Annotated in this window: 18 protein-coding genes; 6 read left to right on the top strand and 12 right to left on the bottom strand. The window is 70.1% G+C overall.

Translation table 11 applies throughout. From position 1 onward, the window contains the following. Positions 1 to 84: 84 nt before the first annotated feature. Positions 85 to 666 carry a GNAT family N-acetyltransferase gene (locus ACWDZ6_RS22265; RefSeq protein ID WP_326650267.1) on the bottom strand — a complete coding sequence of 194 codons (582 nt, stop codon included), beginning with the start codon at positions 664 to 666 and terminating at the stop codon, positions 85 to 87. 251 nt (positions 667 to 917) lie between these two features. Between ACWDZ6_RS22265 and secA the strand changes: the two genes are divergently transcribed. Further along, a complete protein-coding gene (gene secA, locus ACWDZ6_RS22260) occupies positions 918 to 3,731 on the top strand; it encodes a preprotein translocase subunit SecA (RefSeq protein WP_451504238.1) in 2,814 nt (937 codons plus the stop codon). Between the two features lie 65 nt (positions 3,732 to 3,796). Here secA and ACWDZ6_RS22255 read toward each other — a convergent pair whose 3' ends face one another. Beyond that, positions 3,797 to 4,309 (bottom strand): SgcJ/EcaC family oxidoreductase, encoded by a 513-nt coding sequence (locus tag ACWDZ6_RS22255; protein ID WP_451504237.1) that lies wholly within the window; start codon positions 4,307 to 4,309, stop codon positions 3,797 to 3,799. An 81-nt stretch (positions 4,310 to 4,390) separates the two neighbouring features. On the opposite strand from ACWDZ6_RS22255, the gene ACWDZ6_RS22250 reads away from it, so the two are divergent. Further along, the gene (locus ACWDZ6_RS22250) at positions 4,391 to 4,894 is read left to right on the top strand and encodes a MarR family transcriptional regulator (RefSeq protein ID WP_451504236.1); all 504 of its coding nucleotides are present in this window, start codon (positions 4,391 to 4,393) and stop codon (positions 4,892 to 4,894) included. An 18-nt stretch (positions 4,895 to 4,912) separates the two neighbouring features. On the opposite strand, the gene ACWDZ6_RS22245 is transcribed toward ACWDZ6_RS22250, so the two are convergent. Next, positions 4,913 to 5,341 carry an Rv3235 family protein gene (locus ACWDZ6_RS22245; RefSeq protein ID WP_451504249.1) on the bottom strand — a complete coding sequence of 143 codons (429 nt, stop codon included), beginning with the start codon at positions 5,339 to 5,341 and terminating at the stop codon, positions 4,913 to 4,915. 280 nt (positions 5,342 to 5,621) lie between these two features. Here ACWDZ6_RS22245 and ACWDZ6_RS22240 point away from each other — a divergent pair, with 280 nt between their 5' ends. Then, positions 5,622 to 6,128: a DUF6912 family protein gene (locus tag ACWDZ6_RS22240; RefSeq protein WP_451504235.1), complete on the top strand. Its 507-nt coding sequence runs from the start codon at positions 5,622 to 5,624 to the stop codon at positions 6,126 to 6,128. Between the two features lie 187 nt (positions 6,129 to 6,315). Next, complete coding sequence (locus tag ACWDZ6_RS22235) at positions 6,316 to 6,990, top strand: HAD family hydrolase (protein ID WP_451504234.1); 675 nt, start codon at positions 6,316 to 6,318, stop codon at positions 6,988 to 6,990. A gap of 34 nt (positions 6,991 to 7,024) precedes the next feature. Here the strand turns inward: ACWDZ6_RS22235 and ACWDZ6_RS22230 are convergent, their stop codons facing one another. Continuing rightward, positions 7,025 to 7,591 carry a DJ-1/PfpI family protein gene (locus tag ACWDZ6_RS22230; protein ID WP_326650259.1) on the bottom strand — a complete coding sequence of 189 codons (567 nt, stop codon included), beginning with the start codon at positions 7,589 to 7,591 and terminating at the stop codon, positions 7,025 to 7,027. A gap of 442 nt (positions 7,592 to 8,033) precedes the next feature. On the opposite strand from ACWDZ6_RS22230, the gene ACWDZ6_RS22225 reads away from it, so the two are divergent. After that, positions 8,034 to 12,968 carry an NAD-glutamate dehydrogenase gene (locus tag ACWDZ6_RS22225; RefSeq protein WP_451504233.1) on the top strand — a complete coding sequence of 1,645 codons (4,935 nt, stop codon included), beginning with the start codon at positions 8,034 to 8,036 and terminating at the stop codon, positions 12,966 to 12,968. Between the two features lie 142 nt (positions 12,969 to 13,110). Here ACWDZ6_RS22225 and ACWDZ6_RS22220 read toward each other — a convergent pair whose 3' ends face one another. From ACWDZ6_RS22220 to ACWDZ6_RS22205, 4 genes are read right to left on the bottom strand one after another with little or no spacing between them, the layout of a single operon-like run. Further along, positions 13,111 to 14,064, bottom strand: a complete 954-nt coding sequence (locus ACWDZ6_RS22220; RefSeq protein ID WP_451504232.1) for a serine/threonine-protein kinase — start codon at positions 14,062 to 14,064, stop codon at positions 13,111 to 13,113. Between the two features lie 43 nt (positions 14,065 to 14,107). Then, positions 14,108 to 15,355, bottom strand: a complete 1,248-nt coding sequence (locus ACWDZ6_RS22215) for a glycosyltransferase 87 family protein (RefSeq protein ID WP_451504231.1) — start codon at positions 15,353 to 15,355, stop codon at positions 14,108 to 14,110. Positions 15,356 to 15,404: 49 nt separating this feature from the next. Further along, the gene (locus ACWDZ6_RS22210; RefSeq protein ID WP_451504230.1) at positions 15,405 to 16,178 is read right to left on the bottom strand and encodes an ABC transporter ATP-binding protein; all 774 of its coding nucleotides are present in this window, start codon (positions 16,176 to 16,178) and stop codon (positions 15,405 to 15,407) included. Then, positions 16,171 to 17,064 carry an ABC transporter permease gene (locus tag ACWDZ6_RS22205; RefSeq protein ID WP_451504229.1) on the bottom strand — a complete coding sequence of 298 codons (894 nt, stop codon included), beginning with the start codon at positions 17,062 to 17,064 and terminating at the stop codon, positions 16,171 to 16,173. Before ACWDZ6_RS22205 ends, ACWDZ6_RS22210 begins: the two co-directional genes overlap by 8 nt. Before the next feature lie 223 nt (positions 17,065 to 17,287). On the opposite strand from ACWDZ6_RS22205, the gene ACWDZ6_RS22200 reads away from it, so the two are divergent. Further along, positions 17,288 to 17,893 (top strand): TetR/AcrR family transcriptional regulator, encoded by a 606-nt coding sequence (locus tag ACWDZ6_RS22200; RefSeq protein WP_326650252.1) that lies wholly within the window; start codon positions 17,288 to 17,290, stop codon positions 17,891 to 17,893. A 618-nt stretch (positions 17,894 to 18,511) separates the two neighbouring features. On the opposite strand, the gene ACWDZ6_RS22195 is transcribed toward ACWDZ6_RS22200, so the two are convergent. From ACWDZ6_RS22195 to ACWDZ6_RS22180, 4 genes are all read right to left on the bottom strand, one after another. Then, the gene (locus ACWDZ6_RS22195; RefSeq protein ID WP_451504228.1) at positions 18,512 to 19,393 is read right to left on the bottom strand and encodes a carbohydrate ABC transporter permease; all 882 of its coding nucleotides are present in this window, start codon (positions 19,391 to 19,393) and stop codon (positions 18,512 to 18,514) included. Continuing rightward, positions 19,390 to 20,673, bottom strand: a complete 1,284-nt coding sequence (locus ACWDZ6_RS22190; protein ID WP_451504227.1) for a carbohydrate ABC transporter permease — start codon at positions 20,671 to 20,673, stop codon at positions 19,390 to 19,392. Before ACWDZ6_RS22190 ends, ACWDZ6_RS22195 begins: the two co-directional genes overlap by 4 nt. Positions 20,674 to 20,743: 70 nt before the next feature. Beyond that, positions 20,744 to 22,105 carry an ABC transporter substrate-binding protein gene (locus tag ACWDZ6_RS22185; protein ID WP_366732367.1) on the bottom strand — a complete coding sequence of 454 codons (1,362 nt, stop codon included), beginning with the start codon at positions 22,103 to 22,105 and terminating at the stop codon, positions 20,744 to 20,746. 145 nt (positions 22,106 to 22,250) lie between these two features. Continuing rightward, complete coding sequence (locus ACWDZ6_RS22180) at positions 22,251 to 25,613, bottom strand: FHA domain-containing protein (RefSeq protein WP_451504226.1); 3,363 nt, start codon at positions 25,611 to 25,613, stop codon at positions 22,251 to 22,253. Between the last annotated feature and the right edge of the window lie 177 nt (positions 25,614 to 25,790).

The following is a 25,790-nucleotide window of genomic DNA, read 5'->3' as shown; positions in this document are numbered from 1 at the left end:
CGCAGCCCTGCCGCAGCCCTGCCGCGCGGTACCTGCGCCGCGGACGCTCCCCGGCGCCCCCCTGCCGTCAGCCCGCTGGACCCGCTATCCCCCTGCTTGGGCCGGGAGATACGGATGCGTGCTCGCCAGCCCGAGGTCCGACGGCAGCAGGGCGCCGACCCAGGTGTCCCTGAGGGTGTCCTTGTTCAGCAGAGCCGCGCGCAGAGCCCCCTCGATCACGAAGCCGGACTTCTCCGCGACGGCCCGGGACCCCGCGTTGCCGACTTCCGCCCGCCACTCCAGACGTGTCGCCCCCAGCCTGCTGAAGGCCCAGTGCGCCACGGCGCCCACGCTCTCCGCCATGACACCGCGCCCGCGGTGCTCCCTGCCCGTCCAGAAGCCGATCTCCCAGGTGCCCGAGAAGGTCCGCAGCGTGACCGCGACCGAGGCCATCAGCGGACCGCCCTCGCGTGGCAGCACTGCGAAAGTGCACATCGTGCTGGTGCGCCAGCCGTCCGGCACCATGTGCCCGGTGAACTCGGCCGCGTGCTGCCGTTCGTACGGCGAGGGGACCGTCGTCCAGCGCTGGATGTCGGGATCCTGGCAGGCCTGGAAGACGGCCTCCGTGTCGTCGGTCGTGAAGGGGCGCAGCAGCAGCCGTTCGGTGGTGAGAGTGATGGGCTCCATGTCCGGATTCTGGTCAGGACCGCGGGCGGATGCGAGCACTTTTCGTACCCCACCGGCACCTTCCACGCGTCCCGTGCGTTCTCCTTGCGGGTGACAGCAGGCGTGAGCGACGGCGGACTGGCGGTGGACCTCCCGACCCGGCGGGGTCCTCGCTTACGATGGCCGTTGCGGTGGGGCCTACCTGCCGTGCCCGCGCCAGTGTCCATAACACGACCCAGTGCCAGGCCCGATCGGCAAGGAGACCAACCTCAGTGTCCGTCTTCAACAAGCTCATGCGTGCAGGCGAAGGCAAGATCCTGCGCAAACTGCACCGCATCGCGGACCAGGTCAACTCCATCGAAGAGGACTTCGTCAACCTCTCCGACGCCGAGTTGCGGGCGCTCACGGACGAGTACAAGGAGCGCTACGCAGACGGCGAAAGTCTGGACGACCTGCTCCCCGAGGCCTTCGCCACCGTCCGCGAGGCCGCCAAGCGCGTCCTCGGTCAGCGCCACTACGACGTACAGATGATGGGTGGCGCCGCCCTGCACCTCGGATACGTCGCCGAGATGAAGACCGGTGAGGGCAAGACCCTCGTCGGCACCCTCCCCGCCTATCTCAACGCGCTTTCGGGCAAGGGTGTCCACCTGATCACGGTCAACGACTACCTGGCCGAGCGTGACTCCGAGATGATGGGCCGGGTCCACAAGTTCCTGGGCCTGGACGTCGGCTGCATCCTCGCCAATATGACGCCGGCCCAGCGCCGTGAGCAGTACAACTGCGACATTACGTACGGAACGAACAATGAGTTCGGCTTCGACTACCTCCGCGACAACATGGCGTGGTCCCAGGACGAGCTCGTCCAGCGCGGCCACAACTACGCCATCGTCGACGAGGTCGACTCGATCCTCGTCGACGAGGCCCGTACGCCGCTGATCATCTCCGGCCCCGCCGACCAGGCCACCAAGTGGTACGGCGACTTCGCCAAGCTGGTGACGCGCCTGGCCAAGGGCGAGCCGGGCAACCAGCTCAAGGGCATCGAGGAAACCGGCGACTACGAGGTCGACGAGAAGAAGCGGACCGTCGCCATCCACGAGCCGGGTGTCGCGAAGGTCGAGGACTGGCTGGGCATCGACAACCTCTACGAGTCGGTGAACACCCCGCTCGTCGGGTATCTGAACAACGCCATCAAGGCCAAGGAACTGTTCAAGAAGGACAAGGACTACGTCGTCATCGACGGCGAAGTCATGATCGTCGACGAGCACACCGGCCGTATCCTCGCCGGCCGCCGCTACAACGAGGGCATGCACCAGGCAATCGAGGCGAAGGAAGGGGTGGACATCAAGGACGAGAACCAGACCCTCGCCACGATCACCCTGCAGAACTTCTTCCGCCTCTACGGCAAGCTCTCCGGAATGACCGGTACGGCCATGACGGAGGCCGCCGAGTTCCACCAGATCTACAAGCTCGGCGTTGTGCCGATCCCGACGAACAGGCCGATGGTCCGCAAGGACCAGTCCGACCTGATCTACCGGACCGAGGTCGCCAAGTTCGCGGCGGTCGTCGACGACATCGCCGAGAAGCACGAGAAGGGCCAGCCGATCCTGGTCGGCACCACCTCGGTCGAGAAGTCCGAGTACCTCTCGCAGCAGCTGAACAAGCGCGGTGTGCAGCACGAGGTCCTCAACGCCAAGCAGCACGACCGGGAGGCGACGATTGTCGCCCAGGCCGGCCGCAAGGGTGCCGTCACCGTCGCCACGAACATGGCCGGCCGTGGCACGGACATCAAGCTCGGCGGCAACCCCGACGACCTCGCCGAGGCGGAGCTGCGCCAGCGCGGCCTGGACCCCGTCGAGCACGTCGAGGAGTGGGCCGCGGCTCTGCCCGCCGCGCTGGAGCGGGCCGAGGACGCGGTCAGGGCCGAGCACGACGAGGTCACCGAGCTCGGCGGGCTGTATGTGCTGGGCACCGAGCGGCACGAGTCGCGCCGTATCGACAATCAGCTGCGCGGTCGTTCCGGCCGTCAGGGCGACCCGGGCGAGTCCCGTTTCTACCTGTCGCTGGGTGACGACCTGATGCGTCTGTTCAAGGCGCAGATGGTCGAGCGCGTGATGGCGATGGCGAATGTGCCGGACGATGTGCCGATCGAGAACAAGATGGTGACGCGCGCGATCGCGTCGGCCCAGTCGCAGGTCGAGCAGCAGAACTTCGAGACCCGTAAGAACGTCCTGAAGTACGACGAGGTGCTCAACCGCCAGCGCGAGGTCATCTACGGCGAGCGCCGCCGCGTCCTGGAGGGCGAGGACCTGCACGAGCAGGTGCGTCACTTCATGGACGACACCATCGACGCCTACATCCAGGCCGAGACCGTCGAGGGCTTCGCGGAGGAGTGGGACCTGGACCGGCTGTGGGGCGCGTTCAAGCAGCTCTACCCGGTGAAGGCCACCGTCGAGGAGCTGGAGGAGGCGGCGGGCGACCGGGCCGGGATCACCGCCGAGTTCATCGGTGAGTCCATCAAGGACGACATCCACGAGCAGTACGACGAGCGCGAGAAGCAGCTCGGCTCCGACATCATGCGTGAGCTCGAGCGGCGCGTGGTGCTGTCCGTGCTGGACCGCAAGTGGCGCGAGCACCTCTACGAGATGGACTACCTCCAGGAGGGCATCGGCCTTCGCGCGATGGCCCAGAAGGACCCGCTGGTCGAGTACCAGCGCGAGGGCTTCGACATGTTCACCGCCATGATGGAGGGCATCAAGGAGGAGTCCGTCGGCTATCTGTTCAACCTGGAGGTCCAGGTCGAGCAGCAGGTTGAGGAGATCCCGGTGCAGGACGCCGCGGCGCGGACCTCGCTCGCCAAGGAGGACGTCGTTCCCGCGGGTGCCTCCCGTCCGGAGATCCGCGCGAAGGGCCTCGGCGCCCCGCAGCGTCCCGACCGGCTGCACTTCTCCGCTCCCACGGTGGACGGCGAGGGCGGTGTCATCGAGGGCGACTTCGACAGCGAGCCCGCCCGGTCGGAGACGGACGGGCTGACGCGTGCGGAGCGGCGCAAGGCGCAGAAGGGCGCCGGCCGACGCCGCAAGAAGTAGCGCTCGCTCGATGCGAACGGCCGGGGCCGGACACCTCTTGGGGTGTCCGGCCCCGGCCGTTTCCTTCATACGTCTGCACTGGCACCGGTACTCACCGTGTTGCGGCGGCCCAGGCCGAGGCGGCGGGCGGCGCGGGTCATGGTCCGGGACATCTTCGACGGCATCGAGTCGGGGGCGGGGACGGTGACCGGGCGGACCCGGCCGTTGTGGATCGCGGTGATCCGCCAGCCGTGGTCGGTGTTCACAACCACGATCGTCTGGCGGGACAGGCGCCGCTTGGGGAGCTCCGAGCGCCACGGCATCAGCACGGAGGCGGTGCCGTACACGATGGCGACTTCGGGGGCGATGTACCGGATCGCCTCGATCCCGCCGACCAGCGCCGAGCCGGTGAGAACTCCGCGGAACAGCCGGTCGTGGTTGTCCTGGTGCTCGGCCCGTCCCACGGCGCGAGTGCCGTCGTACGAGACATAGTCGGAGTCCTCGGTGAAGCAGGCGCCGAAGGCGACCGCGTCGCCGTCGTTCCAGGCCTGTTTGAAGCGCTGGAAGAGGTCCTGGATCTGGATGTCGCTGGTGCTCATGGCATGCCCTCCGGGAATGATATCCTTTCGACTAACGAAACTTACGATAACAGAAAGATTCGAATGTCGAAAGAAGCTTTGATGAGGAATGTTGCCCAGCAGCTCCGCTCGCTGCAGCAGAGCTTCGACGCCTTCGACGAGGCCGCCGCGGCGCGGCTCGGCCTCAACCGCACCGACCTGCGCTGCCTCGATCTGGTGCTGGGCGCGGGGCAGCGGGCGGGCGGTGAGCGGGCCGGCGGAGAAGGTCCGGGCGGAGAGGGTCCGGCCGGTGAGCTGTCGGCCGGTGAGCTGAGCGCCGCACTGAAGCTCAGCCCGGCGGCGACGACCACGGTTATCGACCGGCTCGAGCGTGCCGGCCTCGTCACCCGCAGCCGGGACGCGGCCAATCGGCGGCGCGTACTCGTCACCGCCACGGATGCCGCCCGCGTCGCCGAGGCCGAGGTCTATCTGCCCGTCGGTGCCGCGGGGGCCGAAGCGCTGAGCCGCTACGACGAGGACCAGCTCGCCACGATCCTGGACTTCCTCCAGGCGGCCCGTCAGGTGCAGGAGGGGCAGGTGGCCCGGCTCGGCGCGGACAGCGGCTGAGCCGGGCGCAGGTGGCCGCTACCGGGCCGCCTGTGCGGCGACGCGCTCCCCGCCGAGCTCCACCGCCGCGCAGCGCCAGCGGTGGTCCGCGCCCTGCTCGAGGCGGAAGGCCATCGCGCTGACGCGGTCGCCCGAGCCGATCCGGGCGAAGGCTTCGATCACGCCGGGGCCCGGGTGGTACTCGCCGCAGTGCCGTACGACGGGCGTGACCCGTTCCGCCGGACGCAGCGGAGCCCCTGGGGCCAGCCGCACCAGCTGCTCGTACGCCTCGCCGATGGTGTGCCCGAGCATCCAGTGCACCGGTCGCTGTCCGCTGAGCACCGCGAGCAGGCGGTCGGCGAACCAGTAGTGCGGCTGATGCTGCCGCCGTGCGCGCGCCATCGCCGCTGCCGCCACCACTGCGGGCCTGCGTTGGTCGCGCCGTCCCGCGGGCCGGGTCCTGTCCATGCAGATCGCCCCCGATATTCCGGGCCCGGTCTTGATACCGGGCAGTAACTTCACTGGTGATCTTCTACGGGGACGGGGCGCGCGGCCGCAATGTGTGAGGACGCCTCGGGAGACCGACGGCAAACTTCACCTATCAGGGTGACGCGGGGCGGCCCCAGGCCTTGGCCGGCAGGCGCACGGGGTATCTCGGGTGGACGGTGCGCGAGCCCGGGAGGGGCACCCCGAAGGGGTACGTCGCACGTATCCTGAGGGCGTCTTCCGACTACGAAAGCGGCCAGCCATGCGCGTCTACGTCCCCCTGACCCTCCCCGGTCTCGCAGAGGCGCACAAGGCGGGCAAGCTCGGCCCCGCTCCGCTGGTCGCCTATGCGGTGACCCCGGGACTGCGCGAGTGGTACGTCTCCGACGACATCGAGGAGCTCGAGTACGCCGCGCTGAGCCGCGCCGCGGCCGCCTCGCTGAGGCTGCTCGCGGGCGAGCCGGCCGCGGCCAGGCGCCGGGTCGTCGTCGCCGTCGACGTACCGGACCAGGACGCGGTGGCCGATCCCGACCGGGCGCTCGTCGCCAGCGCGCTCGGCGAGGTGCGGATCGCGTCCGCGGTGCCACTGGCCAAGGCGGCCGCGGTGCATGTGGACGCCGACGACGCGGTGGACGATGTGGAGGCGGCGGCGCAGGCACTGGGAGCGGCGGACCAGGGCGACGACGGCGCCCAGTTCACCGTGGACGGCGCGGAGGACCACGAACTGCTCTGGTACGGGGTTCAGGAGATCCCCAACCTGATCGCCTGACGGCCGCCCGGCCGCTTCCCGCGCCTCCTGACCCTTCCTGAGGGCACTCCCGCACGGCCTCCCGCCTGACGGTAGTCCCGCACGGCCTCCCGCCTGACGGCGCTCTCGCACGGCCTCTCGCCTGACGGCAGTCCCGCACGGTCGGCCCGGCCCGGCCTGTCAGTCTCACTGGGTACTGTTTTGAGGCATGGGGAAGAACGCGGATACACACATCGTCTGGGACTGGAACGGCACGCTGTTCCACGACATCGACGTGGTCATTCAGGCGACGAACGCCTCGTTCGCGGAGATCGGGCTGCCCGCGATCACGCTCGAGCGCTACCGGGACCTGTACTGCGTGCCCGTGCCGCTCTTCTACGAGCGGCTCATGGGGCGGCTGCCCACGGACGCGGAGTGGGCCGTCATGGACGAGACCTTCCACCGGCACTACTGGGTGCTGGCCGAGAGCGCCGGACTGGCCGACGGGGCCAGGGACCTGCTGGTCGAGTGGCAGGCGTCCGGGCTGACGCAGTCGATGTGCTCGCTCGCCCCGCACGAGAACCTGATACCGATCGTGCGCACGCACGGCATCGAGCGCCACTTTGTGCGGGTGGACGGCCGGGTCGGCGGATCGCACACCGGCAAGGCCGAGCACATGGCGCGCCACCTCGCGGGGCTCGACGGAGTGCGGGCGGAGCGCGTGGTGGTCATCGGCGACGCCGTCGACGACGCGGTCGCGGCGGAACACGTGGGAGCGCGAGCGGTCCTGTACACGGGCGGCTCACACAGCCGCGCCAGCCTGGAGGCGGCGGGGGCGGGCGTGCCCGTGGTGGACACGCTCGCCGAGGCAGTGGCCGAGGCCCAGCGCCTGGCGGCGGCCTGACGCGCCCTGCCGGATGATCCGCCGTAGCGGGGCGTCAGCTCGCCGGGGCCTTGGCGCGCAGCACCTTCAGGAACTCCCGCATCCACGCGGAGTGGTCCGGCCAGGCGCGTGAGGAGACCAGGGTGCCGTCGACGACGGCCTCCGCGTCCTGGAAGCTCGCGCCGGCCGCCTGCATGTCCAGTTCCAGCGCCGGGTAGGCGGTGACACGCCGACCCTCCAGGCTGCCGATCGCCGCGGTCAGCAGCGGGCCGTGGCAGATCTGGGCGACGGGCTTGTCGGAGTCGAAGAAGGACTTGAGGAGCTTGCGGAGCTCCGGGTCGTTGCGCAGGTACTCGGGGGCGCGGCCGCCGGGGATCACCAGTGCCGCGTACTGCCCGGGATCGACTTCCGAGAAGGCCAGGTCGGCGGGCCAGGTGTAGCCCGGCTTCTCGGTGTACGTGTCGAAGCCCGGCTCGAAGTCGTGCACCACGAACTGCAGCTTCTTGCGGGCGGGGGCTGCGATGTGCACCTCGTACCCCTCCTCCCGCAGCCGCTGGTACGGGTAGAGAACCTCGAGGGACTCGGCGGCGTCGCCGGTGACGATCAGGATCTTCGCTGTCATGGCTGCTCCCGGTGTCGGGCTGTCGACGGTACTCCCGGTGCCGTGCTGTCGAGGTGTGTCCGTGTCGTCACTGTCAACGTGCACTGCCGGGGACTGTTTGCCAAGAGGGCCTGTGTCGCTGTCCAGACTGTCAAACTTCCGGCCCCGCTTTTGTACACATACGGCTCATGACGGGTCGGGGGGGCGGGACGATAGCCTTGACCCGTGATCAGCGCGATACGCCGTGGGGGCAGCGAAGCCCCCGGCCTGCGCCCGGAGTGCCACAGCACCCGGGCGATCGTTGCTCTCCTCGTACCGACCGGGTTGGCGAACTTGGCCAATAACCGCTCGGACGACTCTCATCGCGGCATAACGTCGACTCCGACCGGACACCCCGCGTCATGGCGTTGCGTCGCTTCTTCCACCTACGTCACGCAATGGCGCGCGACAGGAGCCAGAGGACATGCAGACCAAGCTGGACGAAGCCAAAGCCGAGCTGCTCGAACGGGCCGCCCGGGTAGCTGAGAACAGCCCGCTCGGGGGGCACCTTCCGACTGGGTCCGAGCAAGGGAAACGTCCTGACCAGGACGCCCTTCTCACGTACCTCCAGCGCTACTACCTGCACACCGCTCCCGAGGACCTCGCCGACCGCGACCCGGTCGACATCTTCGGCGCGGCACTTTCCCACTACCGGCTCGCCGAGAACCGCCCCCAGGGGACGGCCAATGTGCGGGTCCACACTCCGACGGTGGAAGAGAACGGGTGGACATGCAGCCACTCCGTCGTCGAGGTCGTCACCGACGACATGCCCTTCCTGGTCGACTCGGTCACCAATGAGCTCTCCCGCCAGGGCCGCGGCATCCATGTCGTGATCCATCCCCAGATCACCGTCCGCCGCGATGTGACCGGCAAGCTCATCGAGGTACTGCCCTCCGAGACAGGCGGCAAGACGCTGCCGCACGACGCGTTCGTCGAGTCCTGGATCCATGTCGAGGTCGACCGCGAGACCGACCGCGCCGATCTGAAGCAGATCACCGCGGACCTGCTGCGGGTCCTCTCCGACGTCCGCGAGACCGTCGAGGACTGGGAGAAGATGCGCGACGCCGCGCTGCGCATCGCCGAAGAGCTGCCCAGCGAGCCGACCGCCGACGACCTGCGCGACCAGGAGGTCGAGGAGGCGCGCGAGCTGCTGCGCTGGCTCGCCGCCGACCACTTCACCTTCCTCGGCTACCGCGAGTACGAGCTCACCGAGAACGACGCGCTCGCGGCCGTCCCGGGGACGGGGCTCGGCATACTGCGCTCCGACCCCCAGCACAGCACGGACGAGGCGCACCCGGTCAGCCCGTCCTTCAGCCGGCTGCCCGCCGACGCCCGTGCCAAGGCCCGTGAGCACAAGCTGCTCGTGCTGACGAAGGCCAACAGCCGCGCGACCGTGCACCGCCCCAGCTACCTCGACTACGTCGGCGTGAAGAAGTTCGACGCCGACGGCAATGTCATCGGCGAGCGCCGCTTCCTCGGTCTCTTCTCCTCCGCCGCGTACACCGAGTCCGTGCGCCGGGTACCGGTCATCCGCCGTAAGGTGGCCGAGGTCCTGGAGGGCGCCGGCTTCTCGCCCAACAGCCACGACGGCCGGGACCTGCTGCAGATCCTCGAGACCTACCCGCGCGACGAGCTCTTCCAGACGCCCGTCGACCAGCTGCGCTCCATCGTCACGAGCGTGCTCTACCTCCAGGAGCGCCGCAGGCTGCGGCTCTACCTGCGTCAGGACGAGTACGGGCGCTACTACTCCGCCCTCATCTACCTGCCGCGCGACCGCTACACCACCGGCGTACGGCTGCGCCTGATCGACATCCTCAAGGAGGAGCTCGGCGGCAGCAGCGTCGACTTCACCGCCTGGAACACCGAGTCGATCCTCTCCCGGCTGCACTTCGTGGTCCGCGTCCCGTCCGGGACCGAGCTGCCCCACCTGACCGACGCCGACGTCGAGCGCATCGAGGCCAGGCTCGTCGAGGCCGCCCGCTCCTGGGCCGACGGCTTCGCCGAGGCGCTCAACGCCGAATGCGGTGAGGAGCGCGCCGCCGAGCTGCTGCGCCGCTACGGCTCCGCCTTCCCCGAGGGCTACAAGGCAGATCACTCGCCGCGTGCCGCCGTCGCCGACCTCGTACACCTGGAACGGCTGACCGAGGGCAGCAGGGGCTTCGCGCTCTCGCTGTACGAGCCGGTCGGCGCCGGCCCCGGCGAGCGCCGCTTCAAGATCTACCGCACCGGAGAGCAGGTCTCCCTCTCCGCGGTCCTGCCCGCGCTCAACCGGCTGGGTGTCGAGGTCGTCGACGAGCGTCCGTACGAGCTGCGCTGCTCGGACCGTACGACCGCCTGGATCTACGACTTCGGTCTGCGCATGCCGCAGGCCAACGGCAACGGCGACTACCTCGCCGACGATGCCCGCGAGCGTTTCCAGGACGCCTTCGCCGCCGTCTGGACCGGCAAGGCCGAGAACGACGGCTTCAACGCCCTCGTCCTGGGTGCCGGTCTGAACTGGCGACAGGCGATGGTGCTGCGCGCGTACGCCAAGTACCTGCGCCAGGCCGGGTCGACCTTCAGCCAGGAGTACATGGAGGAAACCCTCCGTACCAACGTCCACACCACCCGGCTGCTGATCTCGCTCTTCGAGGCCAGGATGTCCCCGGAGCGCCAGCGCGCGGGCACCGAGTTGATCGACGGTCTCCTCGAGGAGCTCGAGGGCGCGCTCGACCAGGTCGCCAGCCTGGACGAGGACCGGATCCTGCGTTCCTTCCTCACCGTCATCAAGGCGACGCTGCGGACCAACTTCTTCCAGGAGGCGGGCGGCGGCACGCACCACAGCTATGTGTCGATGAAGTTCGACCCGCAGGCCATCCCGGATCTGCCTGCGCCGCGCCCGGCGTACGAGATCTGGGTCCACTCCCCGCGCGTCGAGGGCGTGCACCTGCGCTTCGGCAAGGTCGCGCGCGGCGGTCTGCGCTGGTCCGACCGGCGTGAGGACTTCCGTACGGAGATCCTGGGCCTGGTCAAGGCGCAGATGGTGAAGAACACCGTGATCGTGCCGGTCGGCGCGAAGGGCGGCTTCGTCGCCAAGCAGCTCCCGGACCCGTCCGTGGACCGGGACGCCTGGCTCACCGAAGGCATCGCCTGCTACAAGATCTTCATTTCCGCGCTGCTCGACATCACCGACAACCTGGTGGCGGGCGAGGTCGTCCCGCCGGCGGAGGTCGTACGCCACGACGGGGACGACACCTATCTCGTCGTCGCCGCGGACAAGGGCACCGCGACCTTCTCCGACATCGCCAACGAGGTCGCCGAGAGCTACAACTTCTGGCTCGGTGACGCCTTCGCCTCGGGCGGCTCCGCCGGATACGACCACAAGGCGATGGGCATCACCGCCCGTGGCGCGTGGGAGTCCGTCGAGCGGCACTTCCGCGAACTCGGCCACGACACCCAGACCCAGGACTTCACGGTCGTCGGCGTCGGCGACATGTCCGGTGACGTGTTCGGCAACGGCATGCTGCTCAGCGAGCACATCCGGCTCGTCGCGGCCTTCGACCACCGGCACATCGTCATCGACCCGACCCCGGACGCGGCAACCTCGTACGCCGAGCGCCGCAGGCTCTTCGAGCTGCCCCGCTCGTCCTGGGCCGACTACAACAAGGAGCTGCTGTCGGCCGGCGGCGGCATCCACCCGCGTACGGCCAAGTCGATCCCGGTCAACGCGCACATGCGCGAGGCGCTCGGCATCGAGCCCGGCATCTCCAAGATGACGCCCGCCGATCTGATGAAGACGATCCTCAAGGCCCCGGTGGACCTGCTGTGGAACGGCGGCATCGGTACGTACGTCAAGGCCTCCACCGAGTCCAACGCGGACGTCGGCGACAAGGCCAACGACGCGATCCGCGTCAACGGCGAGGACCTGCGGGTCAAGGTCGTCGGTGAGGGCGGCAACCTCGGTCTGACCCAGCTCGGCAGGATCGAGTTCGACCGCAGCGGTGGCAGGATCAACACCGACGCCATCGACAACAGCGCGGGCGTGGACACCTCCGACCACGAGGTGAACATCAAGATCCTGCTCAACGGCCTGGTGTCGGACGGCGACATGACCGTCAAGCAGCGCAACAAGCTGCTCGCCGAGATGACCGACGAGGTCGGGGCGCTGGTGCTGCGCAACAACTACGCGCAGAACGTCGCCCTGTCGAACGCCGTGGCCCAGTCCCCCTCGCTGCTCCACGCCCACCAGCGCTTCATGCGGCGCCTCGGCCGGGACGGGCATCTGGACCGCGGGCTGGAGTTCCTGCCGAACGACCGGCAGATTCGCGAACTGCTCAACTCGGGCAGGGGACTCAGCCAGCCCGAGCTGGCGGTGCTGCTCGCCTACACCAAGATCACGGTGGCGGACGAACTGATCGGGACGTCGCTGCCGGACGACGCGTATCTGCGCCGGCTGCTGCACGCGTACTTCCCGCAGGCGCTGCGCGAGAAGTTCCCCGAGGCGGTCGACGGGCATGCGCTGCGCCGCGAGATCGTCACGACGGTGCTGGTCAACGACACGGTGAACACCGGTGGTTCGACCTTCCTGCACCGGCTGCGCGAAGAGACGGGTGCGTCGACCGAAGAGGTCGTGCGGGCGCAGACCGCGGCCCGCGAGATCTTCGGACTCGGCGCGGTGTGGGACGCCGTCGAGGCCCTCGACAACAGGGTCGCGGCCGACGTCCAGACCCGTATCCGGCTGCACTCGCGCCGGCTCGTCGAGCGCGGTACGCGATGGCTGCTGGGCAACCGGCCGCAGCCGCTGGAGCTCGCCGAGACCATCGGCTTCTTCGCCGAGCGCGTGGAACAGGTCTGGTCGGAGCTGCCGAAGATGCTGCGTGGCGCGGATCTGGAGTGGTACCAGGGGATCCTGGACGAGCTCACCGAGGCCGGTGTCCCCGAGGAGCTCGCGCTCCGGGTCGCCGGGTTCTCCTCCGCCTTCCCGACGCTCGACATCGTCGCGATCGGGGACCGTACGAAGAAGGACCCGATGGCGGTCGCCGAGGTGTACTACGACCTCGCCGACCGGCTGCAGATCACCCAGCTGATGGACCGGATCATAGAGCTGCCGCGGGCCGACCGCTGGCAGTCCATGGCCCGCGCCTCCATCCGCGAGGACCTGTACGCCGCGCACGCCATGCTGACGGCGGACGTGCTCTCCGTGGGCAATGGCACCTCGACGCCCGAGGAGCGGTTCAAGGCCTGGGAGGAGAAGAACGCGGCGATCCTCGGCCGGGCGCGTTCGACGCTGGAGGAGATCCAGACCTCGGACACGTTCGACCTGGCGAACCTGTCGGTGGCGATGCGGACGATGCGGCAGCTGCTGAGGACGCACAGCTAGCAGTACGGGAACGAGGGGCGCCGGGTCCGCCCGGCAGCCGCTTCGCCTCGCCCCCGATCGCCGGACGGGCCTGAATACAGGCTCGTCCGGCGATCGGGAAAGGGATTCGGGACAGGGATCGGGAAGGGATCGGGAAGACCTGTCAGGGGGCCCGGCGGATTCTGGTCAGCCAGCCCGATGCCCTCGGGTCCTTGGCGGCCCGCTCGATCCCTGCCAGGGCCGCCGCGAGCGGCTTGGGCAGCCAGCCGTCGAAGTCCCGTACGTCGCGTCCCGCCGCCCGTCGGCACAGCTGGGCCACCTCCGCCGCCGTCGGCCGCTCCTCGGGCCGGGCGGCGAGACAGGCCCTCAGTACCTCGCGCAGCACCACTGGATGCGCGTCGAGATCCGGCGGCTCGTGGTCGGTGCCGGCGATCCGGGTGGCGACCACAAGACCGCCGCCCTCTCCGTAGGGATGGCGTCCGGCGGCGGCCTCGGCGGCGACGAGCCCGAGCGTGAACACATCGGATGCGGGCGTGAGTTGCTTGCCGAGCGCGTGCTCGGGAGACATGTACTTGGGCGTGCCGACCATCCGGCCGATGGTGGTCACGGACGCGGTCCCGACAGCCCGCGCGATGCCGAAGTCGAGCAGCCACGGCCCTTCCGTGGTGAGCAGCAGATTGCCCGGCTTCACATCGCGGTGGATGACCCCGGCGGTGTGGACGCCGTCCAGCGCGTGGGCCGCGCAGGCGGTCAGCTGGAGCACGCTCTTCAGCGGCAGCGGCCCGTGTCCGGCCAGCGCGTCGTCGAGCGGCAGCCCCGGTACGTAGCGGGTGGCGAGCCAGGGCCGGGCGGCCTCCGCGTCATGGTCGACGACCGGTACGAGGTGGTGCCCGTGCACGCGGCGGGCCGCCTCGACCTCGCGGGCGAACCGTTTCCGGAAGCTCTCGCTCTGCGCATGCTCGCGGCGGATCAGCTTCAGCGCGACGGGTCGTCCTTCGCCGGTGCGGGTGAGATAGACGGTGCCCATCCCGCCTTCGCCGATCCTCGCCTCGAGCGCATAACCCGCGATCTCCCGCGGGTCGTCGGCCCGCAGCGGCTCAAGCCCCCCGTTCGGCATTCCCACTCCCTTGGCGCGCCCCTGCCCATGTCGGCAGCGGAGCCTATCGCGCGGATGTGGCAGTCCACAGCCGCCTGCAGGAGAGCAGAGCGGCCGCGACCAGCAGACCGTTCCGTACGACCATGATCAGACAGCCGAGCGGAGTGCCGCCCAGCACGTCGTCGTAGAGCACGGGATAGGCCAGCGCACTCAGCGCGGCGGCGGGCAGCATGAGCAGCGCGACCGGGCGCTGGGTGGTGTGCCGGGAGGTGAGGCAGACCGCGGCCAGTCCGACCAGCCAGATCAGATACTGCGGGCTGATCACCCGGCTGGTGACGGTGAAGAGCAGTACGGCGGCGAACGCGGCGTCGAAGGGTGTGGCAGCATTCCAGCGCCGGGCCCTGACCCGCCACAGCAGCAGCCAGCAGAACGCCGCGCCGGTCAGCAGCAGCGAGAGCCGCGCCACGCTCGACACATAGGGGCCGATGAACTCGAAGGCTCCGTACTGGTACCTGACCTGGCCCGGCCAGCCCGCCTTCCGGGCGAGCTGGAGCGCGGTCCCGCCGAGTGACTCGATCTGGACGCCTCGGGCGCCCTGCTGCCGCAGAAAGTCCAGTGAGTGCGTGAAGCCGACCGAGAGAACGGCGAGCAGAGCGGCCGCGGATGCGGCGGCCGAGAGCCAGGCGGCGCGTGTCGTACGTCCCCGGGGCGTGCCGAGCAGGGCGAGCAGTGGCCAGACCTTGACCATCGCGCCGATGCCGGCGAGCGCCCCGCCGAGCAGCGGCCGGCGGCGCATCGCCAGCAGCGCGAGCACGGCGAGGGCGGTGACCTGGACGTCGTACCGCGCGAAGGGCAGATGCAGCAAGAGCGGCAGTCCGCACACCCACATCCAGGCGCCGCGCGTTCCGGCGTGGGCGAGAGCGAGGGTGACGACGGCGTCGGCGGCGAGAGTGAGGGCGACGAAGGCCTGGAAGTAGGTGAGCCAGGGCAGCGCACCGGGGGAGAGGAATACCAGCGCGGCGCCGGGCGGGTACTGCCAGGTGGCGTCGTTCAGGGGGAACGCGCCCCGGCCGAGCTGCTCGTACCAGTGCCGGTAGAGGGTGTGCACCTCGCCGGCGACGCCGCTGTCGCCGACGTGGTCGACGATGAGCAGGAGCAGCATCCCGACGCGGGTGGCTGCCCAGACGGCGCAGAGGGTGGTGGCCTGCGCCGGCCGGGGCAGACCACCGAGGGACGCCGGGTTGCCGGGGAGCGCGGTCCCGGGCACCCCGGCGGAGTCATGGTCGGGCGGTGCGGTCCGATGAGTCGTCATCGGACCGCACTTTAGCCCGCGTTAGGGATATTTTGAGGTGATTTAGTGGCTATTTCTTGGGGCTGGCGAACTCGTTGTACGCGGCGACGACGTCCTTCGTCGGCCCGTCCATCCGCAACGTCCCTGCCTCCAGCCAGAGCGCGCGGTCGCACGTCTCGGAAATCGTGCCGATGCTGTGGCTGACCAGGAAGACCGTGCCGGCCTCCTCGCGCAGCTCGTTGATGCGCTCCTGGCTGCGCCGCTGGAAGCGGGCGTCGCCGGTGGACAGCGCCTCGTCGATCAGCAGCACGTCGTGGCTCTTCGCCGCGGCGATCGAGAACCGCAGCCGGGCGCCCATGCCGGAGGAGTACGTGCGCATCGGCAGCGTGATGAAGTCGCCCTTCTCGTTGATCCCCGAGAATTCGACGATGTCGTCGTAGCGGTCGCGGATCTGCTCGCGGGTCATGCCCATCGCGAGTCCGCCGAGGATGACATTGCGCTCGCCGGTCAGATCTCCCATGAGTGCCGCGTTCACGCCGAGCAGCGAGGGCTGGCCCTGGGTGAAGACCCTGCCCTTGGACGGCGGCTGCAGGCCCGCGATGGCCTTGAGCAGGGTCGACTTGCCCGAGCCGTTGGAGCCGATCAGGCCGATCGCCTCACCCTTGTACGCGGCGAAGCTGACGCCCTTGACGGCGTGCACCTCGCGAATTCCGGGTGCGCTCCTGCGGGAGACGATCCGGCTGAGGGCGGATGTGGCGCTGCCCTTGCCGGTGCGGGCGCCGTTCACCTTGTACGTGATGTGGACACCGTCGACGACGACGGTGGGAACCCTGGAGTCAGCCACGGCCGTACTCCTCCTCTGCCTTCCAGAAGTACAGGAATCCGCCCACCCCGAAGAGCACTGCCCAGAAGAGGGCCACGGCCCAGACGTGCGGGGGAAGTTGAGCGGCGGTGAAGCTGTCGATGAGCGCGAAGCGCATGAGGTCGATGTAGACGGCGGCCGGGTTGCACTGCAGCGCCAGCTTGACGGTGTGCGGCACCTTGTCGTGGCTGAGCACCTTGTCGATCGACCACATCACGCCGGAGACGTACATCCAGGTGCGCAGGATGAACGGCATCAGCTGGGCGATGTCCGGGGTCTTGCTGGCCAGCCGCGCCATGATCATCGAAATGCCGGTGTTGAACACGGCCTGCAGGGTCAGGGCCGGGATCGCGAGCAGCCAGCCGGGCTGGGGGAGCTGCCCGAAGCAGACCAGGATGGCGAGCAGCGCGCCGAGTGAGAAGAGCAGCTGCTGGAGCTGCTGGAGCGCGATGGCGATGGGCAGGCTGGCGCGGGGGAAGTGCAGGGCGCGTACGAGGCCGATGTTGCCGGAGATCGCGCGGGTGCCGGCCATGATCGAGTTGGCCGTGAAGGTCCAGATGAACACGCCGGTGACGAGGAACGGGATGAAGTCGGGCACGTGCTTGCTGGTGTCGAGCAGCATGCCGAAGATGAAGTAGTAGACCGCCGCGTTCAGCAGCGGGGTCATGACCTGCCAGATCTGGCCCAGCTTGGCCTGGCTGTACTGGGCGGTCAGCCGGGCGGTGGCGAAGGCGACGATGAAGTGGCGGCGGGACCAGAGCTGGCTGACGTAGGAGCGCAGCGTGGGGCGGGCGCCGCTGATGGTCAGGCCGTGGCGGGCGGCGAGCGCGGCGAGTTCGGACGGGCCGTCGGGAGCGGATTCGCTCATGCCTGGACGCGGCTCTGGCCGGTCGATCGTCTGGCTGCTCACGGTGCTCGCTTTCGACAGGCGCGGAGGCAGGGACAGGGGTGGGGGATACGGGCACGGGTGCCGGCGGCGCCGGCGATGGGGTGCGTCTCGCGATGGGACGGACCCGTTTCGTCGCTACGGCGAGAGTAGGACGGAGTACGTCGCAACGCAACCGTCTCGTCGTCCCGCTATGCTCCCCTGTATGACCACGGATCCGGGAACACCACGTCGCGCGCCGGCGGGAGCCGCAGTGCTCCGGGAGGACGTGACCCACGCCATCCGCGCCGCCGTCTTCGAGGAGCTGGCCGCGGTCGGCTTCGCACGGATGTCGATCGAGGGGATCGCGCGGCGGGCGGGCGTCGGCAAGACAGCGGTCTACCGGCGCTGGAAGTCGAAGCTGTCACTGGTACTGGACCTGGTCTCGGCGTTCGCGGCACAGGGGCTGCCGGCGCCGGCGACGGGCTCGCTGTACGGCGATGTACGGGCGCTGCTCGAGGTGGCGTCGCACGCCCTGCGCCACCCGGTTGCCTCGCAGGTCATCCCGGACCTGCTGGTGGAGGCGGCGCGCCACCCGGAAATCTCGGACGCGATCAAGGCGGCGCTGCTGGACAGCCAGCAGGGTGTGGCGGCGCTGGTGGTACGGGACGCGGTGGCACGCGGCGAACTCCCCGAGTCGACGGACCCGGACAAGGCGCTGGACCTGATAGTGGGGCCGCTGTACTGGCGGCTGGTGGTGGTACGGACAGGTTTGCCGAAGGGGTACCTGGACGAGCTGGCACGGGGGGCGGTGGCGGCGCTCCGCTCGTGACGGGTGGTTGCCTCCGCTTCCCCGGTCCTTTCCCGGCCCCTTCCCGGTCGTTTCCCGAACCAGGGCAGGCCCCCGGGCCCCTGGAGGCAGGCGCGGGGGCCCAGGGCGGCAGCTCCGCGCCGGGGCCGACGGCCGCGGCGCTTGCCTTGGCGGCGGACCCCGGGCGGACCCCGGGCGGGCCTCGGACTTGGCGAGCTGGGGCGCCGCCCACGCCACCGCCGAGCGGCAACTCCGCGCCGCGTCGGGCAGCCTGACGCCTGCTCCGAGGCGCGGCCCGGGCGGGCGGCCGCGTATGCGGTGAAGTGGCGCACCGTCATGTCCCCTCGGTGACCGCTTCATGGGCGGACGGGCGCGGCCGGCACCCGTGAGGTGGCACCGCCACGGGACGGGTGGCTGGTTCGCGGCGGGCATCCGGGCACCGGGTATCCGGGCATCCGGGCGGGCCTCGGACTCGGCGAGGCGGTGCATCGCCTCTGTCCCCGGGGCCGCTTCACGGCGGGGAACCGGTCACACCGTTACGCGAGCCGCACGGTCGCGCGAGCCGCACCGACGCGCGCCGGCCGGGGAGCGCCCTGCCCCAGTTCTCCCCGGCCCGCTCACCTGCTCACGTGCACACGCTCACTTGACCGCTCCCGCCATGACTCCCGTCACGAACTGCCGCTGGAACGCGAAGAACACCGCCAGCGGGATGATCATCGAGACGAAGGCCCCGGGTGCCAGGACGTCGATGTTGTTGCCGAACTGCCTCACCTGGCGCTGGAGTGCCACCGTGATCGGCGCGCTCTCGGAGTCCGCGAAGATCAGCGCCACGAGCATGTCGTTCCATACCCACAGGAACTGGAAGATGCCCAGCGAGGCGATCGCCGGGCCGCCCAGTGGCATCACGACACGCGTGAACAGCCGTATCTCGCCCGCCCCGTCGAGCCGCGCCGCCTCCAGCAGTTCTCTCGGAATCTCCGCGAAGAAGTTCCGCAGCAGGAAGATCGCGAACGGCAGACCGAACGCGACATGGAAGATGATCACGCCGAACGTCGTCTCGAAGATGCCGATCCGGCCGAACAGCTTGGAGACTGGCACCAGCGCGACCTGGACCGGCACCACGAGGAGGCCGACGACCACCATGAACCACCAGTCACGGCCTGGAAACTCCATCCAGGCGAATGCGTACCCGGCGAGAGATCCGATCACCACGACCAGAACCGTGGCCGGGACAGTGATCATCACCGTGGACAGCAGCGAATCGGTGATCGCCTCGTTGTCGAGGAGCCGCGAGTAGTTCTCGGTGGTCAGCTGAGCCGGGGCCGAGAACACCTTCCACCAGCCGCTCTCACTGATGTCCGTCGCGTCGCGCAGCGACGACAGCAGCAGCCCGAATGTCGGCATCAGCCAGAACAGGCCCACCAGGATGAGAAACACCCGCATCACGCCACCGCCGGCACCGGCCGCGATGCGCGCCGGGAGTGACTGCTTCGCCTTCACCACACCGTCGGTCGTGGTCATCGGCGGGTCTCCCTTCGCATCCTGCGGATGTTGAACAGCATCACCGGGATCACCAGCAGCAGCAGGAGTACGGAGATGGCACTGCCCAGCCCCAGGTTCGAATCCGTGCCGAACGACGAGCGGTACAGCTGGAGTGCGAGGACGTTCGCGTCGTCCTGGGCCGAGCCCGGCGCGATGATGAAGACCAGGTCGAAGATCTTCAGCACATTGATCATCAGGGTGACCAGGACGACCGCGAGTACCGGCGTCAGCAGCGGCACCGTGATCCTGCGGAAGACCTGCCACTCGTTCGCGCCGTCCACCCGCGCCGCTTCGAGGAGTTCACGCGGCACGCTCGCCAGCCCCGCCGCGATCAGCACCATCGCGAAGCCCGCCCACATCCACACGTAACTGCCGATGATCGCCGGGGTGACGAGCGAGGGGCCGAGCCAGTTGACGCCGTTGTACGGCTCCCTGAAGTTTTCGGCGGGCAGCCGGAGCCGGGCGCCCTCGGCAGACGCGGGCAGGCTGAACGTACCGTCCGCTCCGGCCCGTGCCGATGCGACGACCTTGCCGTCCTTGACCGCCTCCACCTTGATGCCCTTGAGGCCGAGCTCCTTGGCGTCGATGGTGTTGGGTTTGCCGCCGCCCCCCTTGGTGAAGTCCAGCCAGGCGGTGCCGGTGATCCTTCCGTCGTCCGGCCGTGCCGCCTTCGCGGGTTCGGCGTCGGACGGCATCTTGTCGGGCGCGACGCCGATCAGCGGGAGCTGGACCTGTTTGCCCGCGGTGGCCGGCTCCTTGGTGACGTAGGACCCGTTGGGACCTGCCGTGAGCGGATGGACGGCCAGCGGACGCGCCTTGGGGAATCCGGCCGACTCGGCGAAGGTGTCATGAACGCCCACCCAGACGGCGTTGGCGACACCGCGGTCCGGGTCCTGTTCGTAGACCAGCCGGAAGATGATGCCCGCGGCGAGCATCGAGATCGCCATCGGCATAAAGACGATCAGCTTGAAGGCCGTGCCCCAGCGGACCCGCTCGGTGAGCACGGCGAAGATCAGTCCGAGCGCGGTCGAGACGGTCGGCGCGAGGACCACCCAGAGCACATTGTTCTTGACCGCGGTGAGGATGGTGTCCTCGGTGAATATCTCCTTGTAGTTGTCGATCCCGGCGAATCCGCTGCCGGACTGGTCGAAGAAGGACCGGTAGACCGAGTACCCGATCGGGTAGACCACGAGCGCGCCCAGCAGCACCAGCGCGGGCAGCAGAAAGCCGACCGCGATGATCTTGCGTGTGCCTGTCACGCTCTTGCGCTTGTCGACGGGGGGCGCCGGACGTGCCGGGCCCCCCGCTGTCGCCGCAGTGGTCACCGGCTCAGCTCTTGTACGCCTTGGCCGCGTCCGACTCCAGCTTCTGCTGGGTCCCGGCGACGTTCTTCGGGTTCTTCAGGAAGTCCTGGAGAGCCTTCCACTCGCCCTTGCCGGGCGTACCGCCGAACGACTGCGGCATCTGGTCCGACATGTCGAAGCGGAATGTGTCGCCCGCCGCGATCAGCGCCTTGGCGATATCGCGCTGCACCGGATTGGGATACGCGGAGATGTCGAGCGACTTGTTGGGTGAGATGAACCCGCCCGACTCGGCCCAGATCTTCGCGGCGTCCGGGGAGGCCAGGAAGGTCAGCAGCGCCTGAGCGCCCTTCGAGTCCTTCAGCGCCACGGCCGCGTCTCCGCCGGTCACCACCGGAGGCTCGGCGCCCACCGCAGGGAACGGGAACACCTTCGCGTCCGTACCGATCTTGGCGTCGGTCTGCGCGATATTGACCGAGACGAAGTCGCCCTCGAAGACCATCGCACCCTTGGGCTGCTCACCGCCGGTGAAGGTCTGGGTGACCGATGCCGGGAACTCCGTCTGGAGCGCGCCGTCGGCGCCGCCCGCGATCAGGTTGGGCTTGCCGAAGAGCTCGCCGAGCGTGGTCAGCGCGGTCTTCACGGACGGGTCCGTCCACTTGATCTGGTGCTTGGCCAGCTGGTCGTACTTCTCGGGCCCCGCCTGGGAGAGATAGATGTTCTCGAACCAGTCGGTGAGCGTCCAGCCGTCCGCGCCGCCGACCGAGACCGGGGTGACGCCGGAGGCGGAGATCGTTTCGGCCGTCGACAGGAAGTCCTTCCAGGTCTTCGGTTCGCCGGCGCCCGCGTTCTCGAATGCCTTGGCGTTGTACCAGATCAGGGACTTGCTGGCGGCCTTGAAGTAGACGCCGTACTGCGTACCGCCGACCGCGCCGAGATCCTGCCAGCCCTTGGTGAAGTTCTTCGCCAGCTCCGCCTTGGCCTCGGCACCCAGCGGCTTGACCCACTTGCGCTGGACGGCCTGCTGGAGTGCGCCGACCTGCTGGAGGAGTGCCACATCCGGGGGCTGACCGCCGGCGATCTTCGTACCGAGATAGTTGAGCATCGCGTCCTGGGTGGGGACGAAGGTGACGGAAGCCCCGGTGCGCTTCTCGAACTCCTTGAGGACCTTGGTGAAGTTCTCCTGCTCGGGGCCGGTCCACACGGCCACGACCTCGAGCTTCTCGCCGTTCAGTTTGGGCAGTTGGACGGTGGCCGCGGTCTCCTTGCCCTTGCTCTCGCCCGGTTTCGCCTTGTCGTCGTCCTTGTTGTCGCCGCAGCCGGCAAGTGCGAGAGCGCCGATGGCGGCAAACACCACCGCGGTCCTGCCCGTGCGAAGAGTTGTGCGCATCACTGCCCCGTCTCTCCCGTGCCTGTCCCGTGCCGACAGGTGTACGCCCGGTACTGGAGGGCCGCAATACCGCACCAGGTGTCAACCAGCCTTTTGTGATGGCCTTGTGACGTGATGTCAGGTCAAATGACGGAACTGCCGCCGGTCAGGGGCGGGCCGGAGTCAGCGGCGGAACCGGAGTCGCGTCCACCGATCGTGCAGCTCGCTCCAGGGCACTGGCCAGAAGCGCCAAGTCCGTGGGCCCATTGCCCAGTTCGCGAACGGGTCGACGGGTCGGCGGATCACCCATCCGTTCCCACTCGACCGGCACCACGGTGGGGCGCGAAGTCGCCGTACGGGGAATGCGTCCGGTCACCCGGCCGCTCTGGAACGGGGTCACGCGGCCGTCCGGATGCCCGAGCCTGCCTCGCCCCGGAGCTGGGTCCTCCGGCCCCGGCGCGGCGGGCGGTGCGTCCAGCACGACGCGCAGCCGCGCACCCTGGGTCAACTCGGTGTCGGCCGTACGGTCGGGGCGCGCGGACGTCGCTATCAGATGTACGCCGAGCCGCTCGCCGTCCCGGGCCACGGCCTCCAGGGCCCGTACGACCGAACCGGCCGCGGGCCGCCCCGGGCTGCCGAGCGCAGGTGCGACCAGCGCGTCGAAGTCGTCCACCAGCACGACGAGCCGCGGGAGCGGGGGCGGTCCCTCGGCCTTCGTACGGGCCCCGGGGCGCAGCCGGAGCGTGCCGCTTGCGGGGGAGTCGAGGTCCCCGCGCTGCTCGGCGGCGCTCGGGGGACGCTGGCCCACCATCCGGCCGGCCACCTGGCCCTGGGTGTGCGACTCGGTGAAACCGACGCTGCCCAGCAGCTCCGACCGCCGCTTCAGCTCCGCCCCGAGCGCCTGCGCGAACTCCCGCATCCGGACCGGGTCCGAGGCCACCAAGTGATCGGTGACATGGGGCAGTTCGGTACAGGCGGTCAGTCCTTCGCCGCGCTCGCCCCCGGCTCCGTCCACCAGCAGCAGCCCGAGCAGGTCCGGGCGTCCCGCGGCGGCGAGCGAGGCCGCGACCGAGCGCAGCAGCTCGGTACGGCCGCTGCCCGCAGGGCCCTCGATCAGCAGATGCGGGCCCTCTTCGGTGAGATCGACGGTGAGGGGGCCGCGCGGACCGGCGCCGAGCACCGCGGTGCCGTCGCCCGCCGATGCCCAGCGCGCCATCAGGGACGCGGGGGTGGCGCGGGCGAGACCCAGCTCGTCCAGCAGCCGTGCGGAACGCGGCAGCGCCACCACCCGGCCGAGGTGCGTGCCGGTGCCCTCGGCGCGCAGCGGCGCGATGGCGCGCCCGAAGCGCTCCGCCCAGGGTGCCGAGACCGCGTCCACCGCGCCGACCGTGCCGTGCCCGACGGGCTGTCCGCCGGCCGTCCGCATCAGACGCAGCGCGGTCGCCACATCACCGCTGAGGAGGGCGACCGCCCCGCACTCGCGGAAGGCGAGCGAGGCCGCGCAAGCCGACTCATAGGTCGCGGCGACGGGTGAGAGCGGCGAGGCGGCCGGGGTCTCGGCCAGACAGATCAGATGGATCCCGGCGGCGGATCCGGCGCCGGCCAGCCTTGCCGTCGCCTCGCGCAGTGCGGCCGATCCGGGGTCCCCGTCGACTATGACGACGGTGCGCGCGCCTTCGTACCGTGCGGCGGCTTCGGCGACGGCCTTGCGGTCGGCGCTCGGCCACCCCGGGCCGAGCGGCCCGTCGTCCAGGCGGCGGGTGAGTTCGGCGCTGCGGGCGGTGGCCTGGTCGCGGTCGTAGGCGAGGAGCAGCCGGCAGTCCTGGCCGTGCGCGGGACGCAGATGCGGCAGCCAGCCGAGCCAGGCCCACTCGTCCTTGCGCGCATCGAGGCTCCGCGACCGGTCCGTGGAGAGCAGCACGATCTCCAGGTCGGCGGGCGAGTGCAGCGCGGCGAGCTGGGCCACGGCGGACCTGGCGAGACCGGCCAGCCGGGCCCTGGGTCCGGCGAGCCCGAGCGAGCCGGCCTCGCGCAGGCCGACGGTCACCGGCACGGAAGGCAGCTCCGCCCGTTCGGTGGTGCCGAGGCGGAGCACAAGGGACTCGGGATGCCCCTGTCCCCGCTCCCAGAGCCGGGGTCCTGGACCGAGCGCGGTGAGCAGCACCGCGGCCGGATCGGGCCAGCGCTCGACAGTGGGCGCCGCGGCACTTGGTGGTCCCGGCTGCGGCGGGAACTCGGCGACAGGCTCCTCCCGCCCGCCGGCGAGCCGGCGGGCCCAGGCGCCTATACCGCGTCTGCGGGTGGCGCCGTCGGGCAGGCGGGTGCCACGAAAGGGGGCGCCTTGGCGCGGCGCGCTGCCGGTGGCCGCGGGGCTGTGGGCCCCCGGCGGTTCGGGGACCTCGTGGGTCTCGTCCGCCCTGGAGTGCATGGTGTCGCCGTGAGCGCTGCTGCCGGAGCCGTCCGTGCCGTACGTATGGAGCGTGGCGGCATCGCCGAGGCCTGCGCTCGTCGGGGCGGCGGGAGCGGTGGGGTCGTACTGGACGGGCACGCGGTGCCGGCCGTTTGCCTGGGGGGCTTCGGGCGTGCCGGAAGCGCCCGGAGCCGATGCGGCGGGGCCGTGGCCGCCGGTGCCGTAATCGGCGCCGTCCTGGCGGGCCCAACGGGGAACGGGTCGGCCGGGTCCGGGGGCGGCCGACGCGACCTGGCCCTGAGCGGAGCTGCCGGGAGCCGGACCGCCGGGATCAAAGACCCCCGCGGCAGCTCCACCGGAACCGGAACCGTCGAATCCGGGACCAGACCCGCCGGAACCAGACCCGCCGGGACCGGAGCCGGATCCGTCCGCCCGGGTCACTCGCAGATGCCCCTCGCCGTCCGGAGCCGTCGGCAGCGCGGGGGTCCGGTCGCGCGGGGTGACCCGGAGCGTCGACTCGCCGAGTCGCAGCAATGCGCCCGCGGGCAGCCTGACGGGACGGTCGCTCAGGGCGACGCCGTCCAGCGTGGTGCCGTTCGTCGAGCCGAGGTCCGCGACCGTCACCCGGCCGTCCTCGGCGACCGTGACCGAGCAGTGCAGCCGCGAGACGTCCGGGTCGTCCAGCGGTACGTCAGCTTCGGCGGAGCGCCCGATCCTGATCCGGCCCCCGTGGAGCAGATGGACCCCGCCCGCGTCGGGGCCGGCGACCACATGGAGCTGGGCCGCGGCGTCCGCCCCGGGGGATTCGTCCTCATGGGGGACCTGCAGGGAAAGCACCGCACCGTCCACCAGAGGCGGCTCGCCCAGCGTGCGGCGCTGTGCGTCGAGCCGCTCCTGCCCCGCGTACAGCACGACGGAGCCCGAGACATCGGGGCCGGAAACGGCCGCCGCGAGGCCGTTGGCCACGGCGGCCAGCGCCGTCCCGGCGGGCGCGGTGATCAGCACGTCGCAGGCATGTCCCACCGCGGCATGTCCTGCGGAGGCGTGTCCCACGGAGGCATGCCCCGAGGTCGCGGATCGGCCGCTGCGCGGCGCGAGGACAGTCAGCCGGATCTGCATCGCCGTCAGCAATCCCTTCTGCGCGGGGTGCCCGGCAGCGGAGCCGCCCTGTGATAGCCCCCACCCGGCAGGTCGGCACGCGCCGAAAGGCTCCCGACCCCACGACTCCGTGCTGAGGGCATCCTCGCACCTGCCACTGACAACACGCCCGGGAGCCACCATTAAGTGATCTTGATT

Source organism: Streptomyces sp. NPDC002926 (genome assembly GCF_053591755.1).
This window is presented reverse-complemented; position numbering and strand designations above follow the sequence as displayed.

Bases quoted from the DNA above. Each gene is read 5' to 3' on its own strand.
- ACWDZ6_RS22255 (WP_451504237.1), bottom strand. From the start codon at position 4,309: ATGAGCACCAGCGACATCCAGATCCAGGACCTCTTCCAGCGCTTCAAA.
- ACWDZ6_RS22250 (WP_451504236.1), top strand. From the start codon at position 4,391: ATGAGGAATGTTGCCCAGCAGCTCCGCTCGCTGCAGCAGAGCTTCGAC.
- ACWDZ6_RS22195 (WP_451504228.1), bottom strand. From the start codon at position 19,393: ATGACCACGACCGACGGTGTGGTGAAGGCGAAGCAGTCACTCCCGGCG.
- ACWDZ6_RS22240 (WP_451504235.1), top strand. From the start codon at position 5,622: ATGCGCGTCTACGTCCCCCTGACCCTCCCCGGTCTCGCAGAGGCGCAC.
- ACWDZ6_RS22230 (WP_326650259.1), bottom strand. From the start codon at position 7,591: ATGACAGCGAAGATCCTGATCGTCACCGGCGACGCCGCCGAGTCCCTC.
- ACWDZ6_RS22200 (WP_326650252.1), top strand. From the start codon at position 17,288: ATGACCACGGATCCGGGAACACCACGTCGCGCGCCGGCGGGAGCCGCA.
- ACWDZ6_RS22185 (WP_366732367.1), bottom strand. From the start codon at position 22,105: ATGCGCACAACTCTTCGCACGGGCAGGACCGCGGTGGTGTTTGCCGCC.
- ACWDZ6_RS22265 (WP_326650267.1), bottom strand. From the start codon at position 666: ATGGAGCCCATCACTCTCACCACCGAACGGCTGCTGCTGCGCCCCTTC.
- ACWDZ6_RS22235 (WP_451504234.1), top strand. From the start codon at position 6,316: ATGGGGAAGAACGCGGATACACACATCGTCTGGGACTGGAACGGCACG.
- ACWDZ6_RS22215 (WP_451504231.1), bottom strand. From the start codon at position 15,355: ATGACGACTCATCGGACCGCACCGCCCGACCATGACTCCGCCGGGGTG.
- ACWDZ6_RS22220 (WP_451504232.1), bottom strand. From the start codon at position 14,064: ATGCCGAACGGGGGGCTTGAGCCGCTGCGGGCCGACGACCCGCGGGAG.
- ACWDZ6_RS22245 (WP_451504249.1), bottom strand. From the start codon at position 5,341: ATGGACAGGACCCGGCCCGCGGGACGGCGCGACCAACGCAGGCCCGCA.
- ACWDZ6_RS22225 (WP_451504233.1), top strand. From the start codon at position 8,034: ATGCAGACCAAGCTGGACGAAGCCAAAGCCGAGCTGCTCGAACGGGCC.
- ACWDZ6_RS22180 (WP_451504226.1), bottom strand. From the start codon at position 25,613: ATGCAGATCCGGCTGACTGTCCTCGCGCCGCGCAGCGGCCGATCCGCG.
- ACWDZ6_RS22205 (WP_451504229.1), bottom strand. From the start codon at position 17,064: ATGAGCGAATCCGCTCCCGACGGCCCGTCCGAACTCGCCGCGCTCGCC.